Source organism: Mycobacterium sp. NGS34 (assembly GCF_059812845.1).
On record NZ_JCALDM010000017.1, the window covers coordinates 87,094 to 110,488 of the forward strand.

General features: G+C 64.9%; 18 protein-coding genes. 8 read left to right on the plus strand and 10 right to left on the minus strand.

The features are described from left to right. The first annotated feature begins 83 nt into the window (after nt 1-83). From AC5Y7V_RS27690 to AC5Y7V_RS27700, 3 genes are all read left to right on the plus strand, one after another. A complete protein-coding gene (locus AC5Y7V_RS27690) occupies nt 84-854 on the plus strand; it encodes a hypothetical protein (RefSeq protein ID WP_499883234.1) in 771 nt (256 codons plus the stop codon). Between the two features lie 220 nt (nt 855-1,074). Continuing rightward, the gene (locus AC5Y7V_RS27695) at nt 1,075-1,665 is read left to right on the plus strand and encodes a hypothetical protein (protein ID WP_276038084.1); all 591 of its coding nucleotides are present in this window, start codon (nt 1,075-1,077) and stop codon (nt 1,663-1,665) included. Nucleotides 1,666-2,708: 1,043 nt separating this feature from the next. Next, the gene (locus AC5Y7V_RS27700) at nt 2,709-7,436 is read left to right on the plus strand and encodes a helicase-like domain-containing protein (RefSeq protein ID WP_499883235.1); all 4,728 of its coding nucleotides are present in this window, start codon (nt 2,709-2,711) and stop codon (nt 7,434-7,436) included. 18 nt (nt 7,437-7,454) lie between these two features. On the opposite strand, the gene AC5Y7V_RS27705 is transcribed toward AC5Y7V_RS27700, so the two are convergent. Further along, the gene (locus AC5Y7V_RS27705; RefSeq protein WP_167385635.1) at nt 7,455-7,610 is read right to left on the minus strand and encodes a hypothetical protein; all 156 of its coding nucleotides are present in this window, start codon (nt 7,608-7,610) and stop codon (nt 7,455-7,457) included. A 729-nt stretch (nt 7,611-8,339) separates the two neighbouring features. Between AC5Y7V_RS27705 and AC5Y7V_RS27710 the strand changes: the two genes are divergently transcribed. Beyond that, nucleotides 8,340-8,978, plus strand: a complete 639-nt coding sequence (locus tag AC5Y7V_RS27710; RefSeq protein WP_499883236.1) for a hypothetical protein — start codon at nt 8,340-8,342, stop codon at nt 8,976-8,978. Here AC5Y7V_RS27710 and AC5Y7V_RS27715 read toward each other — a convergent pair. From AC5Y7V_RS27715 to AC5Y7V_RS27725, 3 genes are all read right to left on the minus strand, one after another. Next, the gene (locus AC5Y7V_RS27715; protein ID WP_499883237.1) at nt 8,948-10,516 is read right to left on the minus strand and encodes a serine/threonine-protein kinase; all 1,569 of its coding nucleotides are present in this window, start codon (nt 10,514-10,516) and stop codon (nt 8,948-8,950) included. The genes AC5Y7V_RS27710 and AC5Y7V_RS27715 overlap by 31 nt on opposite strands. After that, on the minus strand, nt 10,513-11,556 hold the full coding sequence (locus tag AC5Y7V_RS27720; RefSeq protein WP_499883238.1) for a tyrosine-type recombinase/integrase: 1,044 nt from the start codon (nt 11,554-11,556) through the stop codon (nt 10,513-10,515). Before AC5Y7V_RS27720 ends, AC5Y7V_RS27715 begins: the two co-directional genes overlap by 4 nt. 347 nt (nt 11,557-11,903) lie before the next feature. Next, nucleotides 11,904-12,128 carry a hypothetical protein gene (locus AC5Y7V_RS27725; protein WP_499883239.1) on the minus strand — a complete coding sequence of 75 codons (225 nt, stop codon included), beginning with the start codon at nt 12,126-12,128 and terminating at the stop codon, nt 11,904-11,906. Between the two features lie 260 nt (nt 12,129-12,388). Between AC5Y7V_RS27725 and AC5Y7V_RS27730 the strand changes: the two genes are divergently transcribed. Then, the gene (locus AC5Y7V_RS27730; RefSeq protein WP_141224767.1) at nt 12,389-12,595 is read left to right on the plus strand and encodes a hypothetical protein; all 207 of its coding nucleotides are present in this window, start codon (nt 12,389-12,391) and stop codon (nt 12,593-12,595) included. A 240-nt stretch (nt 12,596-12,835) separates the two neighbouring features. Here the strand turns inward: AC5Y7V_RS27730 and AC5Y7V_RS27735 are convergent, their stop codons facing one another. The 3 genes from AC5Y7V_RS27735 to AC5Y7V_RS27745 are packed head-to-tail and all read right to left on the minus strand — an operon-like array spanning nt 12,836 to nt 15,430. Beyond that, nucleotides 12,836-13,915, minus strand: a complete 1,080-nt coding sequence (locus AC5Y7V_RS27735; protein ID WP_499883240.1) for a hypothetical protein — start codon at nt 13,913-13,915, stop codon at nt 12,836-12,838. Beyond that, nucleotides 13,893-14,216, minus strand: a complete 324-nt coding sequence (locus AC5Y7V_RS27740) for a hypothetical protein (protein ID WP_499883241.1) — start codon at nt 14,214-14,216, stop codon at nt 13,893-13,895. The genes AC5Y7V_RS27735 and AC5Y7V_RS27740 overlap by 23 nt, the downstream gene beginning before the upstream one ends. 56 nt (nt 14,217-14,272) lie before the next feature. Continuing rightward, a complete protein-coding gene (locus AC5Y7V_RS27745) occupies nt 14,273-15,430 on the minus strand; it encodes a helix-turn-helix domain-containing protein (RefSeq protein WP_499883242.1) in 1,158 nt (385 codons plus the stop codon). A gap of 213 nt (nt 15,431-15,643) precedes the next feature. Here AC5Y7V_RS27745 and AC5Y7V_RS27750 point away from each other — a divergent pair, with 213 nt between their 5' ends. Next, nucleotides 15,644-19,033 carry a serine/threonine-protein kinase gene (locus AC5Y7V_RS27750; RefSeq protein WP_074376084.1) on the plus strand — a complete coding sequence of 1,130 codons (3,390 nt, stop codon included), beginning with the start codon at nt 15,644-15,646 and terminating at the stop codon, nt 19,031-19,033. Continuing rightward, on the plus strand, nt 19,030-20,793 hold the full coding sequence (locus AC5Y7V_RS27755; RefSeq protein ID WP_074376083.1) for a S1 RNA-binding domain-containing protein: 1,764 nt from the start codon (nt 19,030-19,032) through the stop codon (nt 20,791-20,793). Before AC5Y7V_RS27750 ends, AC5Y7V_RS27755 begins: the two co-directional genes overlap by 4 nt. Before the next feature lie 214 nt (nt 20,794-21,007). Here the strand turns inward: AC5Y7V_RS27755 and AC5Y7V_RS27760 are convergent, their stop codons facing one another. Then, nucleotides 21,008-21,421, minus strand: a complete 414-nt coding sequence (locus AC5Y7V_RS27760; protein WP_074376082.1) for a PIN domain-containing protein — start codon at nt 21,419-21,421, stop codon at nt 21,008-21,010. After that, a complete protein-coding gene (gene vapB, locus AC5Y7V_RS27765) occupies nt 21,412-21,639 on the minus strand; it encodes a type II toxin-antitoxin system VapB family antitoxin (RefSeq protein ID WP_074376081.1) in 228 nt (75 codons plus the stop codon). Before vapB ends, AC5Y7V_RS27760 begins: the two co-directional genes overlap by 10 nt. 260 nt (nt 21,640-21,899) lie before the next feature. Between vapB and AC5Y7V_RS27770 the strand changes: the two genes are divergently transcribed. Continuing rightward, nucleotides 21,900-22,394: a hypothetical protein gene (locus AC5Y7V_RS27770; protein WP_074376080.1), complete on the plus strand. Its 495-nt coding sequence runs from the start codon at nt 21,900-21,902 to the stop codon at nt 22,392-22,394. 334 nt (nt 22,395-22,728) lie between these two features. Here AC5Y7V_RS27770 and AC5Y7V_RS27775 read toward each other — a convergent pair whose 3' ends face one another. Further along, nucleotides 22,729-23,106: a hypothetical protein gene (locus AC5Y7V_RS27775; RefSeq protein ID WP_499883243.1), complete on the minus strand. Its 378-nt coding sequence runs from the start codon at nt 23,104-23,106 to the stop codon at nt 22,729-22,731. Nucleotides 23,107-23,395 lie beyond the last annotated feature (289 nt).

Here is a 23,395-nt window from a genome sequence, read left to right on the forward strand (position 1 = left end):
TCATCAGCGCTGCGCCGTTAGACGAAGACGCCGCCGTCGAGCAGGCGCGCTCGCTACTCCGCCAGGGCTATCACGTCAAAAAGGTGGTCGCCCAGACCGGGCTATCCCAAAATCACGTCGAGATGCTCGCGAGCAGCACTCTTGCCCCCGATGTGAAGCGCCTGGCGAAATACATGAATGCGCGGCTGGGCGAGTTGGGGATGAGTCAGCTCGAGGCCAGCAAATTAGGCCTGGTATCGCGCTCGACACTGAACCTGCTCGGCAAAGACGACAGGGTCCCGGGCAGCGCCACCTTGTCCAAACTTGATGAACTGTTGTCCTGGGAGCCAGGGTCAGCGCATGCGACCATGCACGGGTCGGAACCCACACCGCGCGAGAACACCATTAGCCGCCCACCCGGCCCGATCGTGGATCGCGACGCCGAGGACGACTACGACAACCTGCGCATGTGGATCGAAAAGCGGCTGCTCGAGCTGCAGATGAGTAAGAGCCGGCTGGCCGCGGTGGGCGGGCCCGGCCGCACCACGCTGGCCACCATGGGCAAGCGCGGCTACAGCCCCAACGCCGAAACCTTGGAAAGAATCGACACCCACCTCATGTGGGCTCCCGGCTCAGCGTTTGCCGCACTCAAAGGCGGCAAACCCGTCAACCTGCACATCGACGTCAAACCGCACCCCGCTCTGGTCCCGGTCCACTCGATCATCGATCGGCTCAAGGTGCTGCGAACCCGCGCCGAACGCCAACAGCAAAGCCTTGACCAGCAGCTTCGAGACATTGACCAGGCGCTTTCGCAGGCATACCTGGTCGTCGAGGACTTAGCACCCCACCAGCGCAGCAGCAACTCGTTACCATGACGGTGACGACGCCCCCACGGGGCACGCAGGTAACCACGGCCGGGCGATCCCGCCCGCCGCGGTCGCCGGGCACGGGCACGACCGCACAGGCGGATGCCGCACATCAGGAGAAACACTCATGACGAGCGGCATCGGGAGAACACTATGGCGCGCAGGACCGACGACCAGCAGCCGGATCTGTTCAGCTTCGAAGGGACTGACGACGCCAGTGACCGAATGGATGCAGCAAGCGGTACACGACGTGTACCGCAATTGGCTGGATCTTCCCCCGGACTGGACACCGCAACAGAAGCGCCGGCACCTCAACGACCTGACGGCCCGATTGGACCGGATGGCAGCCCAGATGGCCGACGACCTGGCAGCCTCAGCGATCCAGCAATGGACTCAACGCCACGGCGCGCACCCGGACTACCTGACGACCGTGCGACTGCGCGAGACGGCGCTGCAGAACGCGCGGGAAACGGTCGTACGGCAGGAGCTCTACGACCAGATCGAGGAACCGCCCGAGCAGACGGTCGCGTTCAACCCGCCGCTTCCGCAGCCGGTACCAGCCAGCCAGGTGCCGTGGAACCTGCGCTGGAACGACGCCCGCTATCGCAGCGAACCGGGGGAGCAGATCGAGGCCCTGGCCGAGATGGTGTGGCCGGATCCGCAGTTCTCGGACCTGTTCCGCATCAAAGCGGCCTACCTGTTGATCGCCCGCCTCGAGGACCAGCTTCCGCTACCGGACGGCCCCCAGCATCCACTGGCAGCCGAACTGGCACCACTGGTGTACGAGGATCTTCGCCTCGACGGCTATCCCGTGAAGTAACCGCACCTGAGCCACAACTGTCGCTGTTCGAGGACTTCGACCAGCCCACAGACCCACGCAGCATCGACCCCGGCGGCACGCCACTACCGCCACCCCGCCGCCTCGACGACACTGCCGACCTCGCGCAGCCCGGCGACGGTGACCTGTACGCCCTAGACTCGACCCCGGCCGAACCCCACACCAGCGGCGCCGAGATCGCCGCCGACCCCGCCGCGGAGTTGGACTTCACGCAGCGCACACTGCCCGTCCCCGTCCCCGAGCACTCCCAGAGGCAGACCTTGGCGCCGCCGGCTGCCACCAGTCCGGCAACGCAGCCCGCCCGCGGGGTCAATACCGAGGAACCCAGCACCGCGGCGACGTCCAGCGCTGATGAGATCGCCCCGCCATCGGCGGTCGAGCTCACTTCACAGCGATTTCGCCTGGGCACCGACATCCGGGTGCCGTCAGGGACCAAAGCCCGCATCCAGGCGAACCTCGCGGCGATCGACGTGCTCGAACGGCTGCGCGCCGACGGCGGCAGGCCGGCCACCGCCACCGAACGCGATGTGCTGGCCAGCTGGTCAGGATGGGGAGCCTGCGCCGAGCTGTTCGATCGGCGCAGCGACCAATACGTCACCGAGCGCGACCAGCTCCGCAGCGTGCTGGGAGCCGACGCCTACCGGGCCGCCGAAGCCAGCATCCTCAACGCCCACTACACCGACCCGATCATCGCCGCGGCCATGTGGGACGCCCTCCGACACGCCGGGCTGCGCGACGGCCGTGTCCTCGAACCAGGCTGCGGCTCAGGCACCTTCATCGGCCTAGCACCCCCAGACACGGTCCTGGTCGGCGTCGACAACGACACCGTCACCGCCTCCCTCGCCGCCGCGCTCTACCCGCACGCCCAAATCCGCGCCGAAGGCTTCGAAACCACCCGAGTGCCCGCCGACTCGTTCGTCGCCACGATCGGCAACGTGCCGTTCGGCAACTTCTCACTCATCGACCCCGCCCACAACCCGGCCCGGTTCAGCATCCACAACCACTTCATCAACAAAGCGATCAGCTTGACCGCCCCCGGCGGCTACGTCACGGTCCTGACCAGCCGCTACACCATGGACAGCGTCGACACTCGAGCCCGGCGGGCCATGGCCGCCAAAGCCGACCTGATCGGCGCCGTGCGGCTGCCGTCCACGGCGTTCAAACGAGTCGCCGGCACCGAGGTCGTCACCGACATCTTGGTGTTGCGCCGCAAAGACAGCGACCGCGCCGACGACACCGACGTCACCGCCTGGATCGACACTGAAACCCTCGACATCGACGACATCGACCACCTCGTCGATGAGACGGTTTTCGGCCGCGACGACGTCGGCGACGCGCTGAACATCAACGAATACTTCCTCAACCACCCCGACAACGTTGTCGGCGCCTTCGCCCTCGGCCAAGGCATCCACGGCTCACCGACCCTCAAAGTCATGGGGGAGGACCACCAGAGCCGAGAAGCCCTCGCCGAGGCCATCGGCGGCCGCCTCCGCGACATCGTCGAGAACGCTTTGGAGCGCGGCCACGGCTTGACCGCCACCGCTGACTCCCTGATCGATGTCGACACCACGGTGTTCGACCCTGGCCTGTTCACCGACGCCGAACGCGCCGAACAACCCCTTTTGGATGCCCTGCGCTATCACCGGCCCACCGACAGCATCCAACGCTGGACCGGGCATAGCTGGCAAGAGCAGCGCACCCCCAAAAGCCGTCTGCGCGAAACCCGTTCGCTGATCGAGCTGCGCGACGCCGCCACGGCTGTCATCGCCTCTCAACGCGACGGCCAACCCCTACCCGAGCGTGAGCAGCTACGCGCGCACCTCAACACCCTCTATGACAGCTACGTCAGCAAATACGGGCCGATCAACCGCTTCAAATGGATCTACCCCCAACCGCCGACCCAAGACTCGCACGACCGCAAAGTTGCTCGCGCCGAAGAACAATGGCGCAAAGCACAAGGCATCGACGGCGTGCCCTACCGGGGCCCGGTGCCCGAGCACCTTCAGCAGGAATGGTCGGACAAGGCGTGGGAGCCCGGCCACCCCTACAAGCGCCGCCCGCACCTCGACGGCGGCATGAAAAACGATCCTGGCTGGGCCAATGTCGCGGCGCTGGAGATTTTCAACGAACAGACCGGCGAAGCCCTCAAAGCGCCCATCTTCTCTGTCGATGTACTGTCGGCCCGCACGATTCCCGACACCGCCGCCACCATCGACGACGCGCTGGCCATCAGTATCGACCAGCGTCAGCGCATCGACGTCGACTACATCGCCGGCCTCCTGGGAGCAGAACCTGACGCGGTGCGCGAACAGCTCCACGGCCTGGCCTACCCATCCCTGGATGACCCCGACGAGCTTGTTCCCGCGGTCAGCGCCCTATCGGGCAACGTCCGCATCAAACTGGCCGCCGCCCGGGCCGCCGCCGAAAACAATCCCGCTTACGCCGACTACGTTTCGGCCCTGCAGGCGGTCCTGCCCGCCGACAAAGAAGCCTCCCAAATCCGGGTCCGCCCCGGCGCCCCATGGATCGACGCCAAGTACGTCGCCCAGTTCGCTAACGAGACATTCGGCGCCGACACCGTCGTCGCCGACCACATCAGTGGCACCTGGTCAGTGGACTGCGCGCGCCACCAACGCGCCTCAGTGGCCATGACCGAAACATGGGGCACCGAATACAAAGACGCGATCGAGCTGCTCGACGCGCTGTGTAACTCCAAGCCGATCACTGTGAACCGGCCCGCCGAAGTCGTTGCCGAAACCGGCGGCCCCACAATCAATTTCGAAGCGACCTTCGCCGCGCAAGCCAAGGCCGCCAAGATCACCGATGCCTTCCAGGAATGGGTATTCGACGACGACCGCCGACGCCAGGAGCTGGTCGCCGAATTCAACGCCCGGTTCAACAGCCTTGTCGCGCCCAAACATCGCGGCGACCACCTCAGCCTGCCCGGCCTATCACAGAAGTTCGAGCCCCACCCCTACCAGCGCGACGCTGTCGCCCGCATCGTCGCCGAGCCCACCGTGCTGCTCGACCACGTAGTCGGTTCCGGCAAGACCGGATCCATGCTCATGGGCGCCATGGAGCTCAAACGGCTCGGGTTATGCTCCCAGCCCTGGATCGTGGTCCCCAACCACATCATCGAGCAAGTCGGCAGAGAAGCCGCGCAATGGTATCCGGCCGCCCGAATCCTGCTTGGCACACCAGGAACCGACCCCGAAGGACGCCGCCGCTTCGTCGCCCAATCCGCCGCCACCGACTGGGACATGGTCATCGTTCCCCAAAGCCTGTTCACCGCGATCGGCGTCAGCGCCGACACCCAGGCCGATTACGTCCAACGCCAACTCGACGAACTCGACAACCACCAAGAGCGCGCCGTCACCTCGATGAGCAAAAAGCGAGTCGAACAGCAAAAGAAACGCCTCGACGCGCGCCTCAAAGACATGACCAAACAGGACAGAAAAGACACCGGCCTGACATTTGAACAATCCGGTGCGGACTACATTTTCGTCGACGAAGCCCACATGTACAAAAACAAAGGACGCCTCAGCAACATCGAAGAACTGTCCTGCCCTGCCCCCGCTCAACGTGCCGAAGACCTCGCCATGAAACTCGAAGTCCTGCGAGCACGCCGCCACGACGAAGGCCGCGCCGCGGGTCTGCGACCCGACCAAGTCGTCGAGCGGGTCGCCACCTTCGCCACCGGCACACCAGTGGCCAACTCCCTGGGCGAGCTGTGGGTCATGCAGAACTATCTGCGTCCCGACCTGCTCGCCGCCGCCGGTGTCGCTGACATCAACGATTGGGGAGCCAACTTCACCGCCCCTGTGAGCGGTGTGGAAGTCAACGCCACCGGCACCAGCCTGCGCACCGTCACCCGGGTAGGGAAATTCTGCAATCTTCCTGAACTGCTGGCACTCTCGTCGATCTTCACCGACGTGGTCACCCGCGACGAAGTCCCCATCGAGCTTCCCCGCCTGTCTGGCGGCCGGCGCCGCGTCGTCAGCATCACCCCCAGCCAAGAGGTCAAAGACTTCATCACCGACCTGGGCTGGCGTCTCGATCACCTCGACCCCCGCCGCCCCGACAAAGACAACCAACTCAAGATCGCCAACGACGGCCGCAACGTCTCACTGGACCCGCGCCTGGCGGGCCTTGAAGCCCCGGCAACCTCTCGGGCATCCGCAGTCGCCGACGACATCATGGATATCCACCGCGCCAGCGCCGACAACGTCTACCACGACCCGGAAACCGGCCGTGCCATGCCGATCCGCGGCGCCTTCCAACTCGCGTTCTGCGACCGCGGCACCCCGTCTAAAGACCCACGCCAATTCACCCTCTACGGCGCGATCCGTGACGAACTCATCGCCCGCGGCATGCCCGCCGACGCGATCGCGTTCATCCACGACTTCGTCAAACCGGCCGACAAACTCAACCTGTTCCACCGCTGCCGCACCGGGGAGGTCTCCGTCCTGATCGGGTCCACCGAAAAAATGGGCACCGGCATGAATGTTCAAACCCGAATGCGCGCCCTACACCATGTCGATGTTCCATGGCGTCCCGCCGATCTCGAGCAGCGCGAAGGCCGCATCATGCGCCAGGGAAACCAAAACAGCGACATCGACATCGTCAGTTACGTCACCGAAGGCGCCTACGACACCGTCATGTGGCAAAAAGTCGAATTCAAAGCCCGCTTCATCGAACAGGTAAAACGCGAAAACGTGGACGTCGATGAGATCGAAGACCTTGGGGGAGGAGACATCTCCGGCGCCGCCGCCGAAACCAAGGCCATCGCTACCGGCGACCCCCGCTACATCAGACAAGTCGAACTCGACGACGACGTCAGACGGCTGGCAGCCCTGGAATCGGCCCACCGCGACGCCGCCGCCCGCCGCCGCCACGAGCGCCAGTCCACCGAGCGTGAACTTGACGCCACCACAAAAGAACTCGACACCCTCGCACCAGTCCTCGATCAGATCGCCGCGACCGGCGAGCGGCCCGCACACATCACCGTGGGCGACCGCGGGTACGCAGAACGCAAAGACGCCGCCGCCCCATTCGCCGCCGCCTGCCGCGACGCCTATCTCGCCCTTAAAAACAAATCCAGCTTCGACACCAAACCCCTCGACGCCACCATCAACGGCATCACCATCACCGCGCGGCGAAGCCACCTCAAAGGCGAGCTGCACCTGACCCTCGACGTACCGTCAACCACCGTCGCCATCGAAGACGCCGAACTGTTCGCCACAGCACCCACCGTCGGCGGCGACGCCCACATCGCCAAAGCCAGAGGACTGCTCCAGCGCGTCGAGAACGCCTACAAAGACATCCCGCACCACAACACCCGCCTGCAGCGACACGCAGACACCCTCACCCGCGAGCTGGACGACTACGACAACACCAGCCTCGGCGACTTCGAGCACGCCGCCGAACTCGCCGATAAACGCCTAGAACTGAGCACCTTGACCGCCCAGCTACGCATGGAAGCCCAAAGCGAAGCGGCCCAAGCCGCATCCGCAGCCGCCCGCGAACGCATGCTCGAGGCCGGACGCCAACCAGGCTGGACCCTCGAACTCAACCCAACCCCCGCGCTCATCGCCGAGTCAGGGCTACCCGACGCCACCAGCTACCGCGCCGCCCAACGCATCATCGAACAACACCGCGCCGCCGAATACCGCAACGAGCACATCGCCAAAGACCAAGAACAGCAGCAGCAGCAACACCGTGACAACACCGACGACGGCGAGCTCGGGCTGTAGGGCCGGCCCGGCCAGGCGCTACAACACGAAATGGCCGGTATCGACCCGCTCTACGCCACGGCGCGATTCACCACGCGCGTCCTCATCGACGTTCTCGCGCATCCACCGGGCCAGGCGCGCAGGCTGCGCGCCGGCGACCAGCAACACCGCTTCAACGATCCACGGCTCCACCATCACCCACCTTTCCAGTATTCGGGCATGTGCCACCCTACGAGCAGCAGCCGACAACCTTCAGAGAGCCAGATGGGTTGCGGCGGAAGCGGATTCACCGCGACAAGGCTGGCGGTTTAACCGCGACGTCGCACCAATCCCGCTGAACGACACCACAGTTCGACGGCCGGGAACCGCCCGGCCGTTTCACACGCCATCCTCACTCAGCTCACATGCAGCCGCCCCCGAAGCCGGGCACAAAGCGCCAATAACGGCAATGCGTAAACGCAGGATAGACACCACCAGGTACACTGGGCTTGTGACAGGTGTAAGTTGCGTCTCGCGCCGGTGGCCGGCCAACTTACACTACGCGGGTAATGATCCGAACGAGGTTGGAAGTCAGACGATGACGGCAAGCAGCCCCGAACGCTTCGGCAGGCAGCAGACCACGCGGCCGGCTGGCTGGCTGGTGCAGCCCTGCGCGCTTGCCCGTGAACACCACGTCCTCTACGCCGGGTGTTCACGTCGCTGCTTTGCGCACGTGCGTCGATTTTCGCCGAAGCTGTCAGATCACGGTGTTAGCGTTAAGGCGGCGTCACGGGCGGCAGGGTTAAGACCCCCAACCCGCAGGAGCACGTGGCCATCTCCCGCTTCGTGCGCCCCGCCCGTGACGCCAGCCCCGAACTGTTGTCGTAGCGCAGTGCTATGTTGCTGCCACCAGTACCAGCAGCATTCACAGGGGCGGTGATCACAGTGCAGGCGCAACTCGTCGCGGCCGATCCGTGGTGGGATTACGCGCGCGGCTGGGCCACGGCACTACGCAGCGGTGTCGCGCCAGCGTCGGTCGCGGTCTACGGCCCCATTCTCGACGACGATGAACAAGCGCGGCTGTGCACCACCGCCACGTCCAGCCGCCTGGCCGCCGGCGACGGCACCTACGAGCGGTCCTCCACGTTCGTCTTCGGCAGCGCTGGGCTCACGCTGGGGATGCTCGCCGCGCAGAGCGTTATCAACGGCCGACGCAAAAGGCGGGCTCGCCGCGACGAGGTCGCTCAATGGCGCTATCAGCAGCAGTCCACCATCGTCGTCACCGACGAGCGGCTGATGTGCAGCGGACCAGACGGCACGCTAATTGATTTCTGGTTCGGCTACGTCACGGAGTTCTACCCAGATCTACTGGGCTGCACCGTGACGTTCGCTTTCGGTGATCGTTGCCTGCCCCTACGTGTGGCTGGGCCGTCGGCGGTGGCCATTGCGTTATGGTCCGCGCACGCGCTGTACGGGCCAGCGTGGACCAACGACGTCCGTCTGCAGCCGCTCTTGGCGGGCAGCCAACCGCGGCTGGCTCTACCGGTGGGCCGTCACGACGAGTGGGTCGCCCACCACGCGTAGAGCGCGTTGAGCGCGTTGGGATCCGGCACGTCGGAGGCAACGACCGCTAATAGGTGTTCGGAATCTACGGTCCAGGCCATCAGCGGCCGGTCATCGCGGAACCCGCAAAACACGGTGCCCTTGGGGACGCTCGGGTCAGACACGCGCCGCCAAGGGCCTGGTGACTGAATATTGCCAGGGCACACCACGGTGTTGGCGGTCGAAATGACCTGGGCGAATGCGGCCTGCAGCGATGCAGTGTCGCGGGCCAACGTGTATATCGCCGCAACCGGACCGCCCGGATCCACGTTGGGTCCGCACGACATGACCGCCGCCGCCGGCCCGGGCGGCGCCGGCGTGCACGCACCGGGCGGGTACCCTGCGGCGGGCACGACACGCCGCAGCTGCTCGATCGGCGCCGCGGTCGGCGCCGCGGCGCTGCTACTCGACGCCGTGCTGCTCGTCGAGCTCCGCGATGCCCCCGAGTTGGAAGCCGAATTGTGGCTAGGTAGAACCAACCACACCAGCAGCGCGACCGCGGCCGCCGCTGCGCCGATCCCACCCGCGGCGATCCAGCGTCTCGGCGCCGCCACATAACGTCGTGACCGCGACGTCCTGACGACCGGCGACACCGAAACCCGCGGCGGGGGAGGAGGACCGGCGGCCATGTCGGTGGGCGCCGGTGTGCGAGCCTGCCACGGGACACGCATCGCGCGCGCAGCAGCGGCCGCAAGTTCGCCCGCCGTGCTATAGCGCTGCTCGGGCTGTTTGGCCAGGGCCTGCGCGATGACGTCATCGAGGTTTGCTGTCGCCCACGACACAAAGGCAGAAGGCCGCGGCGGCGGCTGCTCGAGATGCGCGTTGGCGATCGACACCACGCTGTCATGCCCAGCGAACGGATATTGGCCGGTGAGAAGCCGAAACAGGCTGCAGCCCAACGAATAAATGTCGGCCTGGCGCCCGATCGTCGTGCTGCCCGTGATGACTTCGGGGGCGGTATAGGCGAAACTGGCCACCATCGAACCCCCGCCGCTCGCGTCGGCGGCCTCATTGAGGCTCAGGGCGGCGCCGAAGTCCCCCAGGACCACCCTGTCTCGCGCCCCGGTCTGTTTGCCGAGCAGAAAGTTGGCGGGCTTGATGTCCTGGTGAATCACGCCCTGGCCGTGGGCGTAGTCAAGCGCCCCGGCCACTTCGGTGATGATGTGCAACGCCCGCGACGGCGTGACGGTGTCCTCACGCAGCGCGTTCTCGGCGTCAGTGCCGGCGATGTACTCCATGGCGATCCACGGGCGGTCGTCGTCCGTGTCGCCGCGACTAAACACCGTCACGATGTTCGGGTGGTCCAGCGCCGCGGTCGTCACAGCCTCTCTGCGGAAGGCGTCGCGGGCGGCAGCGCTGTCGGCAAGGTCGACGGAGAGCACTTTGAGGGCTTCGCGTCGTAACAAGGTCAGGCTTTCAGCCAGGTACACCACACCCATCCCGCCCCGGCCCAGGATACGTTCGATGCGATACCCGGCGACCTCGTTGGGCAACGGCGCCACGGGTTCTGGGGTGATCACGACGGATCAGCCTCCAACGGCCGGTTGACAAGGCTATAGAGCGGGTTGAGGGCGGCCGCGGACTTGGTCTCGGCGGCCGCGCTGGTGATGTAACGCTGTGAGGTGGCCATCGACTCGTGACCAAGTAGCTGCATCAGCGCGTAAACACTAATGTTGGCATTGGCCAGCTCGGTAGCGAACGTGTGCCGTAGTGCATGCAATAGGGCGCCGCGTACGCGTTGGGCGTCTGGACCGGCAAGCTTGAAAGCGCGTAAAACCCGGTACTGCAGCACGCCTCGGGTGATGCGCTCGTTGTCGCGACCGACAAACAACGCTGCCTGAGCCGGCCACCGGCTGTGCTGCGCCCCTGCGGTGCGCTGGCGCACTGTGTTGGGGAATCGTGCTGCGCGGCTGTCCAGATACGCGTTGATCACCTCAACGAGGGCAGGCTCGATCGGTACGGCGCGTTCTTTGTTGCCCTTACCGCGCACGTGCAAAACGCCGCCGCGATTGCCGGCCAGCACACGCAGATCGCCCACATTCGCGCCGCGCAGCTCATGTGCGCGCAGGCCGGCCAGTAGCCCGGTGAACACAATCGCACGATCGCGCTCGGGCCAGTCGGTGGTCCGGGTGTCCGCGCCTGGCGCGTCGATCGCGCCCAGCAACGCTTGCGCTGCCGCCGGCGGCAGAGATTTCGGCAACGTCTTGGCTGGCTTGGGTTTTCCGACAAGTTCCATAGGATTGGCGGGGATCTGCTCGGCGCCGAAAAGATAGCCGCACAGCGTGTTCCACGTCGACCAGCAGCGCCGCACAGACGCAGCCTCGTGGCCGTGCGCGAAGTCCGCGAACGCCTCTCGCATCGCGGCCGTCGTGATAGCGGTCGGCGTCAGCGCCGAAATATGTTGTGGTTCACAGACAAGTCGGCTGGCGATCGCGTCAAAGTCGTGGCGGTATGCCTGCAAGGTGTGTGGTGACGGCTTACGTGTGGCCCTGTCAGTCAAAAACTCCCGAAACCACGCCGGTCGGTGCGCATCAGAGTCGCTGCTGCTCGTATCCGTCATCTGCACCACCTGCAGCCGGCGCGCCCCCTGTCGTACGCCAGCCCTCGACGTTGAGTCCTCATGCGCTTCAATCTCCTTGTGTCGCTACGCTTCCTGGACCGGCCTATGCTCGGCGCAGGTCGCCGTCACGGCCGGCCAGGGCCGTGATCGCACCGCCATAGCGGCCGCGGACGTCGGAGCCGTTGACAGTGACTTCAGAACTCGATCGTTTGCTCGGCTGAACTTGATGGCGACTCGTCTCTCGTTGCGAACGAACGCATCCCACGGCGATGCCTCGCCAAGGTCGCCATCGCGCTCGTAACCGTTGTCAGCGGCCACGTTGCGCACATGATCACGGGCCGTTGCGCTCATGACTCCTCGACTACGGGCCGCAGCTCCTCGATGTATTCCCAATACAACTGGGCCGGATCAGCGCTGTCAGACCACCGCACTTTCACCATGCCGGCGTCGGGCGGCGTCGCCGTCAGCACGTTAGGTGTCCACGCTGCGTTGACACTGTCCACCACCGTTCCGCAGTCGTCACGCTCAGGGTGCATCAGTACATGATGAGCACCTGCGTTGCGATGAATCATGTTGCCGCTCCTCTAGACGCTGGTCGCTGTTGCAGGCTGTCGACGCCGGCGAAGTCGGCCAGGATCGCTGGCCGGCTGGTGATGCGTGGTGATGACACCTAGACGCCCTCCTCGCCCATCCGAGCCATTGTCTCCCGTAGTAGCGACCCTGCCGCGCCTTTTCACGGCCAGGCCACGCCCCGCCATACAAGAATACGCGCATGCCTTTATGCGCGCCAGCATGTTTGCGCGCATAAAGGATTGGGCTTAGAATCAGGTTCGTGCCCGCACCGGATGACGACATTGATCGCGTGAACTGGTCCATCCGGCTTGTCGGGGACGAGGTCACCCAATGGGACGAACTCCTCTACCGGCTGCGACGCGAAACCCGCAGACGCACATTGACCAAGGCCGACATCATGCGCGCCTTGGTCGAGCTGGCTGCCAATGACGAGGCGACCCGCCAGGCGCTCATCGACGCCCTGTAAGTAGCACCTGTCGCTCGATACGAGTGGCCTCGGCGACCTCTTGTGCGAAGTCTTGCGCCGCGCCAGGAGATATCCCCAGCATTTTTCCGAGCGCCGTCGCCCGGTCTGTCACGGCGTCGTCGTCGCCAATCGCGAAGATCTTGACCGTGCGACCGCCGTCTTGGGGGGGACGGACGGACAGACAGACAACAGAAACAGACAGAGACCCGCCAGGAATCGCCGTCGAATTCCTTTGTCGTGTTACCCGATACCACCACCGGCCGCCGATCCGGCGCTACCTTGCGTGCCCGAGACCGCGGGGCGCCCCCACCATCCGCGTCGGCCGCCCAGGGCACGCCTCCACAGCTCAGGATGCGTCAGTTCCGCGACCGTCAACCCGGTCGCTTCAGATAGCGCACCGGGGTAAACCCGCTCGTACGCACTGTTCACCTGCGTGGCCACCGACGGCGCCGCCAGCATCCATTCTCCGACGACTGACCCGACGTACCACCAGTTATCGTCCGACACTGCGGCCTGTACAAGTCCGCGGTCGAGCAACCCTGCCCATACTGCCGATACCTCCCGATCCGCCGGACGCACCGCCACCGGCAGCCCCGCCGGCTTGACCAATGCAAGCAAGCACGGAAGGCCGAACAACCCTGCAGCGTGCGCCCGGTGCGTTCCAGTGCCCACCTCATAGATCGGGCCGGCCGGCCCCTCCACCCGAAACGCGACGACTGGATCAACCTCAGGTGACATCTGCTCGACCCACTGGCCAAGCTCCGATGTGCCCAGGGCTGCGGCGATGTCGACCACGCTGGATCGCGGGGGAGTGCGGTCGATGTCGTTCCAGGCCCGCGCCGACGTCGCGACAACCTTTTCAGGCGAAACCCAGTCAACCCATGCGGCGAAGCCGCGCATCGCGCGCCGCTCCGCGACGATCACACCGGCGGTATGCGTATCGAACACCCGCGGTGACGGGACCAACGGTGCAACCTCATTCAGCACGGCGGCCCTGGCCTTGGCCAGCTGGACCAGCGCTTTCCGATCAGTTGGCAGGCTCTCTGCGGCAAGCCTCAGTTGTGACAGCGCCGATTTGTCCCCGCGCTTGCGCTCGAAGTCGTCCTCGAAGCAGTGGCGCGCCAGTGACCACACCTCCGGGTCGTATCCGATGTCGCCGAAAGCGTCGCTGGCCTCATAGACGACGCGCGATGTGGTCAAAGCCCCTGCACGCCTGGCAAATTCAGCCAACGCCGCAACGTCGCCTGCGACCCCCTTCGCGCAGATCGCGGCTGTGCTGAAGCGAAAGTAGCCACTGTCATGCCATTCGATGCCGGTCACCTCGTTCGACCCCTTTAGCTGTCCCACGACAAACCGCGCAGGCTGCGGCAACATCGCGTTCGGTCGGGTGAGGTTCGCGATACTCGCGAATGCCGTCCGTTCGGACGACGACCGGCGCGAACCGCAGCGTTCCGTCGCCAACTTCCAAGTCCGGGCGACGCTCGAACACCCTCGTGCGGCCGTCGCCCCAGTCCTCACGACGGGCATCGACGACATAGCGGCGAGGCGCAAGCGGGTTGCCATGCCGATCACGGCCACAGGGGACCGCGGTGATGGTCGTCGTGACTGAAGTGTTCGCCATCAGATTCTCCTCGGTGGGGTCGGCATCGCGTCTATTCTGTCTCGCGGGTACGACACCTATTCGGGATTGCGGGGGGCGTCCTGGTCGCGGGAAAGTGCGGCTTCGGCGCGTTCAAGCGGCGTGCCAGGCAAGGCGCTAGGAGTGGGTGTGGTCATGATGGCGTCGGCGATCGCCACGTCGATGGCGCCGGTTACCTCCCCGATTACAGGGGTGCCGCCGCCGTGCAAGGCGTCGAGCGCGGCGTCGAGGTCGACCGTAACCGAAACGGGGACAGGCAGATTGAGGTCGGCCAGGTGCTCGGTGACGGCGGCGACCAGCGCCTGGCCGTAGTCGGCGAGCTCGGCCCGCTGTTGAGCTTGGAGGCGGTCCCTGAGTGCCTGTACAGCGGCCAGCGCGTCGTCGATCGCCTGTTCTTCCGGGGTTGGGGGAGTGGGGTTTTCAGCTTCGGCCCGTATGGCGGCGTGAAACTCCGCGACCTGCACGGGATCGTTGACCCAGTCCAACCCTCCCGGCTTGATCGGCACTGACGGCGAAATCTCTTCCTCGCGGCGCGAGAGTTCCTGTTCGGCATCGTCGTAGGCAGCCATGTGCTCCAGGTCGCCTACGTCATAGAGGATTTGTTCGGGTTTGAGGATGATGTCGACGGGCTCGGTGCGGTAGCGCCATAGGTCCCACTCGTCCTGGCCGACAGCAGCGTTCAAGACGTCGCGAACGACGGCGGCTTCCCAGGACCCAGGGCGGCCGGCCAAGACGTTGTCGATGCCGCCGGCGTTGGCGGTTGCCCCGGCCAAGGCTTCGGTGACGAACGCGGCCCAGTCGATCCGATCCGGCGGCGCATCCGGGTCGGGCTCCCACCCGCCGGTGGCGGTCCGCCGGACACGCTGATTCGTGAGGCGGGTCGCCTCTGTGAGGATCGCGACGGCCTCGGCGAACACATCCGCATACGCACGCGGCTCCAATGCGAGCGGGGGAGTGAGGTAACCGGTGTCGTACAACGCCGCGTCGAGCACTGTGCGGTAGGGACAACCGAGCTGAGTGGCGGCCGACCGCAGGTTGGCCTGCGTTGGCAGCGTGCGCAATTCGCCGTTGCGCCATTGGACCAGCGTCTGACGGGTGATACCGATCCGGTCGGCCAAGCCGGTGTCGCTGGCGCTGTGTACACGTTTGTAGTCCTCGATCAGCTGGCCCAGGCGGCTGGCAGGTCTCGTTGCCATGAGTCCCAGTGTGAGGCAGCATCCACACCAGCGTCAAGTTATAGCTTACAATTATGGAATGGTACGGTAGTCATTTACGCAAGGCGATGGCTTACATATCGTTACTCCAGCCCGCAGACTGCCGCCGGGCGGGCCACGTGCGAACCGACGCCGAATGTGTCGTCCGCAGTGCGTATCGTCGTCTGAACGGCCACGGTCGGGAAGGGGATATGTGTGGGGCGTGTGATCGCTGGCCGCTACGCCGAAATCGAGAACACCCGCCGCGTGGGCGGCCAAGGTGAGCTGTTCCAAGCTGCCGACCTTCACCAGAGCGGACGCCTGGTGGCGGTCAAGATCGTGCCGGCGACATCCGACGACATTTACCGCATCTATTTCGAGCGCGAAACAGGCGCGCTGCGCAAGCTCAGCCACCCTCATATCGCTGCCCTGCTCGACAGCGGCACCGACACCGATTCCGGATTCTACTACGTGGTGCTCGACTGGGTCGAGGAGACCATCAAAGACTGGCTGGCCGCGTTCGCTGAGCCGCCGGGCTGGGACGACATCGCCGATGTGATCGCGCTTCCGCTGGCCTCCGCGCTGGCGCACTCACACTCGATGTCGGTTCTACACCGAGACATCAAGCCCGCCAACGTGTTATGGAACGGCACGCAACCGCTGCTGGCCGACTTCGCACTGTCCAAGATCAAAGACCAGATCGCCGGCGCCAAAGACGCCACGGTGGCCGGGATGACCACGCCGCCGTGGGCGCCGCCCGACGCCGCCTCACGCGGGTCCACCCGCTTCGACGTCTACGGACTGGCGGCAACGCTGCTGCAGTGCGTGACCGGCCACGAACTGCGGGACTACCCCGATATCGGGCGCGCCCTGGACAACGCCAACGTCCCCCCAGAAGTGGGTCAGCTGCTAAGCGATGCCCTCCACACCGACCTCAACCGACGACCGGCCGACGGGCAGGTCTTCCACCTCGCTCTACAGACCATCCAAACGAAGCGAAGCGCACGCTGGCACCGCAGAAAAGAAATCCCGTTCGAACTGTCGGCCACAGCGCGCCGAGCCCTCGAAGAAGGCGGCGACGGCCGACCCGCTGAAGCGGTGATCGCGGCGCGCATGGGGACAGCAACCTATGCAATTCCCCGGCTGAAGAACAGCGACGACGGCGGCGCCGAACTCACCGCCGAAGAATTCCGCCTGGTCGGTGACCAGATCTCGTTGACGCTGGTGTTCAAGAACTCCCAGCGGCTGCTCTGTATCTGGGCTGAAACGAAAGACTTCGAACAGCTTGAGATTCTGCGGCGCAACGAGAGCGCCGTCACCCTCGACGGCCGCGATTACACCTGGACCGCGTCACGCCCGGCCAACCCGCACCAGGCCGCGCTGGCCACCCACGAACTGCACACAATGCTGCAAAAAGCCGTTCAGGATGCCGGCGATCAGGTCAGCGACCGGTTCAAACAGCTGCGGCTCAACAACTGGTCGAAGTTGATCGACGCCAAGCAGCAACTGGAAAAGCGGCTCGAGGAGCCAATCCAGTACAAGCGGATAGCACGCTCGGGCCCCGAATTCGAACTCGAAGCAACAACGCCGCAGACCGGCGCCGTCCTCGACCAAGAACGCATCGCGCGACCCGTCAGTGAACCGACCAGCCGCGGCGTGGCCGCCACCATCGTCGACGTCGACGGCCAAACTCTCACCGTGCGCGTCCACCGTCCCGGCGGCGACATCCCAACCGATGGGCTGCTAGTCCGCGACCGCACACCATCCAATGCCGCCATTAGCCGGCAGAAAAGCGCCCTGGCAGCGCTGCGGGAGGGCAGCGCGGCACGGCCACACCTGCGCGACCTCGTCCTAGATCCGACGCTGGCCGCACACCCGCAGCCGGTCGCGTTCCAGCCGAGGACACCGGATCTCGACGACGACAAGAAAGCCGCCGTCGCCGCCGCGCTCGGCTCAAGCGACCTGTTTCTGGTCGAGGGCCCACCCGGCACCGGCAAAACGTCGTTCATCTGCGAACTGATCGGCCAATACCTGGCCGCACGCCCCGCCGACAAAGTGCTCCTGGTCAGCCAGATGCACGTGGCGATCGACAACGCCATCACCCGGCTGCACCGCTCCGGGGTCACCTCAGTCGTGCGGTTGTCCAGCCGCGACGACAACGTCGACCCCGACGCAGCACACATGCTGCTGTCCAACAAAGTGTCCGCATGGACAGCACAGGTCGCCCACCGTGCCCGCGCGGGCATGTCGACCCTTGCCCAGCGCGAAGGCGTTGAAGTCGAACATCTTTCACTTGCGCTGACCGCCGAGGAGGCCGCATCGACACTGCGGCGTAAAGCCGAGGCCGCCGAAGCCCTCGGCCAACTCGGCGACGACGACCGCCTCGACAACGACGAGCTACCCGAAGACCGCGCCGAATTACTGGCCGACTACGGACGCGCTAGCGATCGCGCCGACGACACCGTCGCCGCAGTCCGTTCCGCGGCAACCGAATTGGGCATCCCCCTGGGCGACACCGTCGATGAACCCCAACTGCACGCCTTGGTGGCTGATCTGCTCGGGGGACGTAGCACCGACCGTCGTCTGCGCGAACTCATGCGCGCCCAAGGTGATTGGCTGGCCAGCCTCAACGACCCGGACAGCGCTGAGCCGATGTTTCTACCCACCCAAAGTGTCGTCGCGGGAACCTGCATGGGCTTCCTCGCCAACAGCCACATCCAGGACATGCAATTCGACCTGTGCATCATCGACGAGGCGTCGCGCGCGACCGCACCCGAGCTGCTGGTCCCGATGACCCGCTCCAAGAGATGGGTCATGGTGGGCGACACCAAGCAGCTGCCCCCGATGGTCGAAGAGGTGTTCGAACACAAAGACCTGGTCGAGACGTTCGACCTCGACCAAGCGTTCTTGTCAGCGTCGCTGTTCGACATCTTGATCGGAGAAGCTCCGGCCGCCTGCAAAACCAGCCTGGTCACCCAGCACCGAATGGCTGTCCCCATCGGCGAACTCATCTCCAACACCTTCTACGACGGCGCCCTCATTCATGACCCGGTCCACGTCGTGGATCAGGCGACCGTCAACCCAGCCGATCGCCTCGTGTGGTTTTCCACCAGCAGGCGCGGCAACCGCCACGAAGAAGATCGGCACGCCAGCTCGAGCTCGTCGAACAAACTCGAAGCTGACCACGTCGCGAAACTGGTCCAACAGATCGACACCGACATCAGCGGCGGCTCCTATCTGCGCCTCGATGGCCAGCCCCTGGAAGTGCTGATCCTCACCGGCTATCGGGCCCAGTGCACCGAAATTGAACGCGGATTGCGCCGCCTGACCCTGACCAACATCGAGCCCACCGCCAAAACGGTCGACGCCGTCCAGGGACGCGAGGCAGACGTCGTCATCTTCTCAGTAACCCGCAGCAACCCGGCCGGCGAACTGGGCTTCCTCGCCGAACGATTTAAAGGCCGCCTCAACGTGGCGCTATCCAGGGCCCGCGAAATGCTATGGATAGTAGGCGATTCCGACTTCTGTGCCAGCAAGGAAGGCCCACTCAAGAAGGTGCTGCACCACATCACCGCCGCCAACACCTCAAGGGTGGAATACCTGTGAGCCGCGACATCCTCGCCGACGCCGCGCGCCGCTGGGCCCACGCCCTGCCCGGCCACGTCCTGCTAGCAGCAGAACCGTCGGCAATCCCGGTGTCCGCCGTGACCGTTGACGTACTCGCCGAACAGGTTGAAGAGATCGAAGCCGCGCTGAAGTACGCGCTGCGGGCCATCCTGCACGGCATCGACACTGTCGACGACCTCCAGCTGTTCCTCGGCCTGGATGAAGGGGACACCAAAAGCGTCGTAGCCGGCATGCTTCACGCGGAGTTCATCGACTATCGCCAACCACCCGAAGGCGGCGACCGTCGACTGTCTCTGCAAGCCCTGGGCCAAGAAGCGGCCCGCAACGCCACCATACGGCGCCCTAAACCGGCGACCATTCCGGTGATCTACGACCGGCTCACCAACCGGGTCACCGAATGGCGAAAACCGTCGCTACGGCGCTCAGCGCAAGCCAAATCCGACGCCGGCCGAATTCTCATGCCGCCGGCGACCAGCATGCCGATCCAACTGGAGGATCTCAGCATCACCGCGGTCTCAACGGCGCTGCGAGCTAACAGCGACGCGTTCCGGATCCTGGGCGTCAGCGGGCTCACCGAGAACCGCAACTACTACTACGACGCGATCCTGTTGGTGTACAAGGACATTGACTCCAACACGCTGCGGCTAGGTGTCGAAGTCGACGGAGTGTGGAGCGAAGAACACACCGCCGCCCTCGAAGCGATTGGCGCAGTGCAGCGCCTTGGCCTGACTGCCGCCCCCGTCGAGGAACCCCACGAACCCGTCGGCCACCCCGGCAAACGGCTGACCCGAGACGAAGTCATCGCCCTGCAGACATCGATGGTCGACCAAGACCAGTCTGACCCGGAAGCGCTCAGCCGCAGCGCTATTCGCTGGCTCGGCGTCTACGAACACCCCAAACGGCTCGATGACGCGCTGACCAATTCCCAACGGAGGCTGCTAATCATCAGCCCGTGGATCACCCAGTCCGTCGTTGACGCACAATGGGTCAGCCGCGTAGAAAAGCTGGCCCGCACCGTCGACGTCACAATCTTCTGGGGATTCGGTGACAACCGGAAAACCGACACCACCGCCATCGACGCGCTACACACCGCCGCGCAACGCTCACAACGCCTGGCAATCGTCAAAGTCGACGACACACACGCCAAGGTCCTCGTAGGCGACGACTTCTACATCAAAACGAGCTTTAACTGGCTATCGTTTCGCGGCGACCCATCACGCAAGTACCGCCAAGAAGAAGGCGACCTCGTCCAAGACCAGGTACTCGCCGACGGCGCCTACGCGAAATACATGACCGACAACCTGGCACATGCCCTCGAAGTCGTCGGCACTCTCCCAGCCCAGTACCGCACGGGGGTACGGCCCGGCGCCACAACCCGCGCCGCCAGAGTCCCGCCGGCGCACCACGCCGCCAGACCAGCAACGACCACGGCACCGGCGAAGGCCTCGCCGGACCGCACCCCCGGTAAACGGTCCTCGGTAACCAGCTCACGCACGAAAGCCGCGCTACGCAAACTCGCTGTGGGACAAACCCTGTCGGGCCCTATCAAAAACATCACCGACTTCGGCGCGTTCGTCGACCTCGGCGATTTCGACGGGCTCATCCACAAGACACGGCTCGGCAAACGGCGCGTCGAACATCCCTCAGAAGTAGTCACTATCGGACAAACCGTCTCGGTCATGGTCGTCGAGGTCGACATCGACCGGGGCCGAGTCTCACTCGCGCTGAATACCCTCTAACGTCCATGTGGCGCGCTGCTTACACTGGCACGCGCTGGCTAGAATTAGTGTGGCCCATTCGATCACTTTGGGGCACAGTCAGATAAGGGCAAATCGTCGTCGGTTCGCACAACTCCCTCAGCGTTAACCCAAAGGCATCCTTGACGCCCGGCCACGAGGCTTCTGAGGCGATACCGGAACACAGCGCCGCCTTCCCGTCACGCCGCCGCCGCCCCTATGTCAGGCGTAGCCATTCGATGGCTTGTCCAGAGATCTGCGCGATCAAGTCAAAGTCTTTGTCAACAGCGAGGACTGTGAGCGCTCCGATATCGGCGGCGGCGGCCACCAGGAGGTCAGGGATCGACGGTGCGCGATGCTGACCGCGATCGGCGAGCAGCAGCTGCAACGCGACGGCGCGATCTTCTGCGGCCGGCGTTAAATACTCCACCGGCATTAGCGACAGTGGCGGGGAGACGACCTCGTGACGCGCTTGCGCCGCGGTGCGAAAGGAATACCCAATCTCCAGGCGGGTGACGGTGCTCATTCGCACGAGACCGCGTTCTATCCGGTCGATCCAGAGTTCGGCATCGGGCGAGCCTGATATGCGGGTGTAGGCCGACTTGTCGATGAGCCACGTGGTCACCGCCACGCGCCCTCCATTACCTCTGGGTCGTCGAGGTCCGCCGCTGCGGCCGCCGCGCGACGCATGTCCTCGATCGTGAGCTTGCCTTGAGGTTGCCCCTGTGAGCGCTCCGTCTCGAACCGTCGCCGCAGATACTCCTGCCTCGACAATCCGCGCGCCGCCGCGGACGCATCGATGTGCGCCACCGCGGCGTCCGATAGTCCCCTGATCAACACATCAGCCATACCGACCAACCTCCTGATATCGATGATATCATCATGTCAGACGGTAGCACCGGCGAGATTCGACGCGGCAAGTCGGCCAACGATGCTGAGTGACCGCCAGCCGATTGTCCGGCAAACAAGGCGAGCCAAGGAGAACAAGTGCCTCGACTTACCTCGGATCGCGAGGAAACGAGAAGCCATGAACGACACCCAGATCGACGGCGTGGCAGCCTACGCCTCCGCAATTGGTACCGGGAACACAACGACCCCAAGAGGTTCCGATGGCCCACCGCTTCGTAATCCGTCGCCTCGGCGCCCTGCCTTGGCCCCACGGACTTGGCAAGAACGCCGGCGACACGCACCCGTACAAGAAGCTCGATACCCAGCTGAAAAACTACCTCGGCGATGGCCGCTATGATCCCGCAGCCCACCAGCGGGCCTACCAGAGCGCAGATCCCGAATACCGCCGCATCGTCCTGGACGCGCTGACCCAGATGCCGTGGAGCATCGACCTACTCGACGACGTAGACGCGGCAACAACTCTGGCGCGCTCATCGCCCCTGTTCAATCAACCACTACCAGACGACCAGTCCCAGTGGTCCGATTGGGCGAGGCCCTACTGCACCGCCAAGGGCCTCACTAGCACCTGGCTCGGGTGCCCTGCCGACATCGGACCCACGTGTCTCGCCGACGGCCGCCACCGGATCACCTATCTGCGATTCCATCGACCGCCCGAGTACGAGATCCTCGTGCGCGTTTTGGGGACTGCTCGGTAGCGACAACCACACAAGCGCTGATTCATCAGATGCAATATGCAGTGGTTCCTCATGCATAACAGCAGTTATCCATGATGAACCACCGCATATTTCATCAGATGAATCACGGTCCTAACTGACCTGGCCCATATGGCCCACGCCGGCGGGGCCGAGAAGCCCTAATGGGTGGTGGTTTTCGGACGCGGCAACCCGCGTGAGAGGCTGTAGGTGCAATTCGGTCCGCCGACACGCCGACGCGAAGTCTCAGAAACGTGACGCTGGTAATCCCATCGCCATGATGACCACCGTCGTCGCCTGCACCGACAGCGCGGGACTGCCCGGCAACTGCGGCAACCTACCTGCCGCTCGTTGCGGTCGGTGTCTGGGCGCCGGATTTTGCTCCCGTGCGGGGCGCCGTTGTTTCCCCCGCCGAATTCGATGTGGGCTTGGCCTGCCCGTCGGGTGCTGATGTTTGTTCGGGTTCGGCTGTGGGCCGCTTGCCGAGGTGGCGGGCCACCACGGTTTCACCTACGCCGATCGCCACTGCCACCGGCCAGTTGATCAGGTTGACTGCCGCCAAGACGCCGAGGCCCCCGTAGAAGGCGAGTTGCTCGCGTGGCGGTATCGGCACGCGGCCGACCACGGGAACGCGCGTCCACAACTTTGTACTCCGCTCAACCAGTTTGGAACTCTTGGTGTTGGGTGCCGGGGTCGATTGTGCCTCCGCGGACATGTGAATCTCCTCTCGTGGAGTGTATGAACCCCGATCCTTGGCGGCCGCTCACTGTGGGCATAGAGAAGTAGGTCAGTGATCGGTTGGACCAAAGTCCACCTTTCGGGCAGGGGACTCACCCTCGGTGGGTACAGCGCTTACACGGTGACCACTTGGGCGCGTATACGGGCCGGCCCCGCCGCGCGGCTGGATCTCACGTGATGTCAATCAGCTGATCCGCGATTGGAACAGCGTCGGGCACCAAACGCCCGTCGCGGCGCCCAAACCGTGCACCATGGCTGGGCTATCG